Annotated in this window: 4 protein-coding genes; 1 reads left to right on the top strand and 3 read right to left on the bottom strand. The window is 69.9% G+C overall.

Features of this window, described 5'->3' with window-relative positions; genetic code table 11:
• Positions 1 to 304: 304 nt before the first annotated feature.
• Genes AC2VOR_RS01780 through AC2VOR_RS01770 form a run of 3 tightly spaced genes read right to left on the bottom strand, consistent with a single transcriptional unit; the run spans position 305 to position 3,762 of the window.
• The gene (locus tag AC2VOR_RS01780; protein WP_369741386.1) at positions 305 to 1,402 is read right to left on the bottom strand and encodes a DUF4185 domain-containing protein; all 1,098 of its coding nucleotides are present in this window, start codon (positions 1,400 to 1,402) and stop codon (positions 305 to 307) included.
• A 44-nt stretch (positions 1,403 to 1,446) separates the two neighbouring features.
• Entirely contained in the window at positions 1,447 to 2,496 is a 1,050-nt protein-coding gene (locus AC2VOR_RS01775; RefSeq protein WP_486963091.1) for an aspartate-semialdehyde dehydrogenase, read from the bottom strand.
• On the bottom strand, positions 2,497 to 3,762 hold the full coding sequence (locus AC2VOR_RS01770; RefSeq protein ID WP_369736538.1) for an aspartate kinase: 1,266 nt from the start codon (positions 3,760 to 3,762) through the stop codon (positions 2,497 to 2,499).
• 249 nt (positions 3,763 to 4,011) lie between these two features.
• Between AC2VOR_RS01770 and AC2VOR_RS01765 the strand changes: the two genes are divergently transcribed.
• The coding region (locus AC2VOR_RS01765; RefSeq protein ID WP_486963090.1) for a 2-isopropylmalate synthase at positions 4,012 to 5,184 on the top strand (1,173 nt) is incomplete at its 3' end.

The raw sequence follows: 5,184 nt of genomic DNA, 5'->3' as shown, positions 1-5,184 counted from the left end.
GCCAGCTCGGCCGGCAGGCGCAGTGTGAGGGCGATGGTTCCCTGCGATGCGTGCGCGGCGGTGGTGTCCATGCCACCATGATGGCATGGTGGCACTTTGGGGTCTACCCTCGTGACGTGTGCTATTGCCGAAGTCAGCAGCTCGGGCCAGGCACCGGCGCCGCCGGTTGCGCGTCATCCACCAGCGCATAGGACCAAGGTGGGACGGTGGTTGCACAAGGTCCGCGAGAAGGTCGCTACCGAGTACCGGCTCAGCCCTCGCAGTCGGACACCGGCGCCCGGATCTACAACGCGACCGCTGGTCGCTAATCCGGCTTGAACGGGTTGACAGCGAATTGGATAACCCGGTAGGGCGCCCTCTCCCGGGCCCGGGTGTCCCACTGGCTGACGAAGATGCGCAGCTCGTCGAGAGTGGAGCCCGGCGAGATGTAGCCGCCGTAGGGCTGGGCGAGCCGGTTGTCGAACGGCGGCGGCAGGGTCTCGGCGGGCTCGGGCCAGTCGTCGTGCCGCACCACCGTCGTCACCGGCGCGTCGCCCAGCGAGGTCGGGTCGTCGGCCACCCGCACCTCCATGTTCTCGGTGCCCGCGTTGAAATACGACAACACCGTCTTGCCGTCGATCTGGCGGATGGAGATCTCGCCGACCTGGTCGGGCCACAGTGGCGTCGGCGGCTTGTTCCAGCCGCCGCCCGGCCCGGAGGCCCAGCCCTGCCACCGGGACCGGTCGGTGAACGTCTGCGGAGTGGCCCGGTAGAGCAGCACCGGGTCCCGCCTGGTGAAGCTGTCGGCCACGATGTACACCCACCCGCGGGGCGAGTCCGGGGTGGGGATCGGGTCGTAGTAGCCGCTGATCTGCGTTTGCGAGCCGCCCTGGTAGGACGCGGCCCGCCGGGATCCCGGCACCGTGCGCCAGCCGGGGCGCGACGGCTCGGCCACCACCAGCCGGGAGCTGACCGGCTCCAGGGCTTTGGCCGTCGTCACCATCAGGTAGTTGCGCCGGTTGATCCGCACCACCCCAGCGGGCAGCTGGGAGTCCCCCGCCGGGGTCGCCTCGGCCAGCAGCGGCCTGCCGATTCCGAGGACGCCCGTGTAGCGCACCCCGCCGGGGTCGTCGACGGACGCGGTGTCCACGTGCAGCGCGACCGGGGAGTACCAGCCGCCGAACCCGACGCCCTGACCGGCGAAGCTGTCGCCGCAGACCTGCAGCGTCTCGCTGGGGAACTCGACGAACTCGCACAGGTCGGTGGCGCCGATCCCGTACTCGCCGGTCGGGGTCCCGGTGCCGGCCGTCGGGCCGATCCGCAGCACCTGTCCCGGGGCCAGCGGCGGCAGTATCGGCTCCGGCGCCGGCGCCGGCGGATCCGCGTGGGCACTCCAAACACATTGGGGCGCAAGGAAACACATTGCCAGCGCGGCGCACAGCGAGCGGGCGAAGCGCACCGGTCGGACTATAGTTCGGCGGCCAGCAGCTCGGCGATCTGGATCGTGTTCAGGGCCGCGCCCTTGCGCAGGTTGTCGCCCGAGACGAACAGCGCCAGGCCGCGCCCGTCGGGCACCCCCGGGTCGCACCGGATGCGGCCGACCAGCGACTCGTCGACCCCGGCGGCGGCCAGCGGGGTCGGCACATCGACCACCTTGACGCCGGGCGCGCCGTCCAGCAGCTGCCGGGCCCGCTCCGGCGACAGCGGCCGGGCGAACTCGGCGTTGATCGACAGCGAGTGGCCGGTGAACACCGGGACCCGCACGCAGGTGCCGCTGACGGCCAGGTCGGGGATGCCGAGGATCCTGCGGCTCTCGTGGCGCAGCTTCTGGTCCTCGTCGGTCTCCCCCGACCCGTCGTCGACCAGCGATCCGGCCAGCGGCACCACGTTGAACGCGATCGGGGCGACGTAGGTTTTCGGCGCCGGGAACTCCACCGCCCCGCCGTCGTGCACCAGCCGCTCGGCGTCGTCGATGACCGCGCGCGCCTGGCCGGCCAGCTCCTCCACGCCGGCCAGGCCGCTGCCGGAGACCGCCTGGTAGCTCGACACCACCAACCGGGTCAGCCCGGCCTCGTCGTGCAGCACGCTGAGCACCGGCATCGCGGCCATCGTGGTGCAGTTCGGGTTGGCGATGATGCCCTTCTTGAGAGACCGGGCGCCGCCGGCGACGTCCCGTTCGAAGTTCACCTCGGACACCACCAGCGGCACCTCGGGGTCCTTGCGCCACGCCGAGGAGTTGTCGATCACCGTCACCCCGGCCGCGGCGAACCGCGGCGCCTGCACCAGCGACATCGTCTTGCCGGCGGAGAACAACGCGATGTCCAGGCCGGCCGGGTCGGCGGTCTCGGCGTCCTCGACCTCGATCTCTTGGCCGCGGAATTCCAGCCTGCGCCCCTGCGAGCGGGCCGAGGCGAAGAACCTGACTGTGGTGGCCGGGAAGTCACGCTCGGCGAGCAGCGTGCGCATCACCTGACCCACCTGGCCGGTGGCCCCCACCACGCCGAGGGACAGGCCCATCTAGCGGCCCGTCCCGGCGTACACCGTCGCGGTCTCCTCGCCGCCGAGCCCGAACGCCTCGTGCAGCGCGACGACGGCCTTGTCCAGCTCGGTGTCGCGGCACAGCACCGAGATCCGGATCTCGGAGGTGGAGATCAGCTCGATGTTGACGCCCACCTCGGCCAGGGCCTCACAGAAGGTCGCCGTCACGCCGGGATGGCTGCGCATGCCCGCGCCGATCAGCGACACCTTGCCGATGTGGTCGTCGTAGAGCAACTGGAGGAACCCGATCTCCTCCTTGAGCGCGTTCAGCTTGGCCACCGCGGTGGGCCCGCTGTCGCGCGAGCAGGTGAAGGTGATGTCGGTCTTGCCGTCCTCGACCTTGGAGACGTTCTGCAGCACCATGTCGATGTTGACCTCGGCGTCGGCGACGGCGCGGAACACCTTGGCCGCGTAACCCGGAATGTCGGGGATGCCGACGACGGTCACCTTGGCCTCGCTGCGGTCGTGCGCGACTCCGGTCAGGATGGGGTCTTCCATTGGCTTGTCCTTGATCGATCCGACGACGACGGTGCCCGGCCTGTCCGAGTACGACGAGCGGACGTGCACCGGCAGGTTGTAGCGGCGCGCATACTCCACGCAGCGCAGCATCAGGACCTTGGCCCCGCACGCCGCCATCTCGAGCATCTCCTCGAACGTCACCGTGTCGAGCTTGCGGGCGTCGTGCACGATCCTGGGGTCCGCGCTGAAGATGCCGTCCACGTCGGTGTAGATCTCGCAGACGTCGGCGTGCAGCGCGGCGGCCAGGGCGACGGCCGTGGTGTCCGACCCGCCGCGGCCCAGCGTGGTGACGTCCCGGGTGTCCTGGCTGACGCCCTGGAACCCGGCGACCAGCACGATGCGGCCCTCGTCGAGCGCGGACTGCACCCGGCTGGGTGTGACGTCGATGATCTTCGCGTTGCCGTGGGTGCTGGTGGTGATGACCCCGGCCTGCGAGCCGGTGAACGAGCGGGCGTTGGCGCCCAGCGATTCGATCGCCATGGCCACCAGCGCGTTGGAGATGCGCTCGCCGGCCGTCAGCAGCATGTCGAGCTCGCGGGGCGGCGGGACGGGGCACACCTGCTGGGCCAGGTCCAGCAGGTCGTCGGTGGTGTCACCCATCGCCGAGACCACCACGACGACGTCGTTGCCCTGCTTCTTGGTCTCCACGATGCGCTCGGCGACCCGACGAATCCGGTCGGCGTCGGCCACCGACGATCCGCCGTATTTCTGCACGACGAGTGCCACTGCTTTTTGCCTGCCCTTCCGGCCCAGCGAATTCCCCGCTCGGGTTCGAGTCCACAACAGAATACGTGCACGCGCATCCGGAATTTTTTGGCGGTTTTGGCACACGGGATGAGCGCGGTAGAGTTGCGCTCGTGCAGCGGGTGCTCCTCCTCGGACGCCGCGACGGGGTCTGATCCAGACCGGCCTCCCGTCGCGGGCGTTCGCGATGCGCCGGTCTAGGTTCCTTCTGACACCCCCGGAGCAGTTACCGTGAATTCCAATTCCGACGCCCATACGTCTTCCCGCACCATCGTCACCCCCGCGGGTCCGCCCGCCCCCGGCCAGGCCCCGTGGAATCCCCAGCGCGGCTCGTCGATGCCCGTCCACCGGTATCGGCCGTTCACCGAGGAGGTCGAGCCGATACGCCTGGCCGACCGCACCTGGCCCGACCGCGTCATCGAACGCGCCCCGCTGTGGTGCGCGGTCGACCTGCGCGACGGCAACCAGGCGCTGATCGACCCGATGAGCCCGGCCCGCAAGCGCCGCATGTTCGACCTGCTGGTCGGGATGGGCTACAAGGAGATCGAGGTCGGCTTCCCCTCGGCCAGCCAGACCGACTTCGACTTCGTCCGCGCGATCATCACCGACGGCGCAATCCCCGACGACGTCACCATCCAGGTGCTCACCCAGTGCCGGCCGGAGCTGATCGAGCGCACCTTCCTCGCCTGCCAGGGAGCGCGGCAGGTGATCGTGCACTTCTACAACTCCACGTCGATCCTGCAGCGCCGCGTGGTCTTCCGCGCCGACCGGGCCGCGGTGCAGGCGATCGCGACCGACGGCGCCCGCAAGTGCGTCGAGGAGGCCGCCAAACATCCCGGCACCCGCTGGCGGTTCGAGTATTCGCCGGAGTCCTACACCGGCACCGAGCTGGAGTACGCCAGGGATGTCTGCGACGCCGTCGGCGAGATCATCGCACCCACCCCCGACAACCCGATCATCTTCAACCTGCCCGCCACCGTGGAGATGGCCACGCCCAACGTCTACGCCGACTCCATCGAGTGGATGAGCCGCAACCTGGCGCGCCGCGACTCGGTCATCTTGAGCCTGCACCCGCACAACGACCGCGGAACGGCCGTCGCCGCGGCGGAGCTGGGGTATCAAGCCGGCGCCGACCGGATCGAGGGCTGCCTGTTCGGCAACGGCGAGCGCACCGGCAACGTGTGCCTGGTGACGCTGGGTCTCAACCTGTTCTCCCGCGGCGTGGACCCCCAGATCGACTTCTCCAACATCGACGAGGTGCGCCGCACCGTCGAGTACTGCAACCAGCTGGGCGTGCCCGAGCGTCATCCCTACGGCGGCGACCTGGTCTACACCGCGTTCTCCGGCAGCCACCAGGACGCCATCAACAAGGGCCTGGACCAGATGAAGGTCGACGCCGACGAG

The organism is Mycobacterium sp. TH-M103, assembly GCF_057473785.1.
The sequence above is the reverse complement of the archived record's forward strand: the minus strand, read 5'-3'. Positions and strand labels throughout refer to the sequence as shown.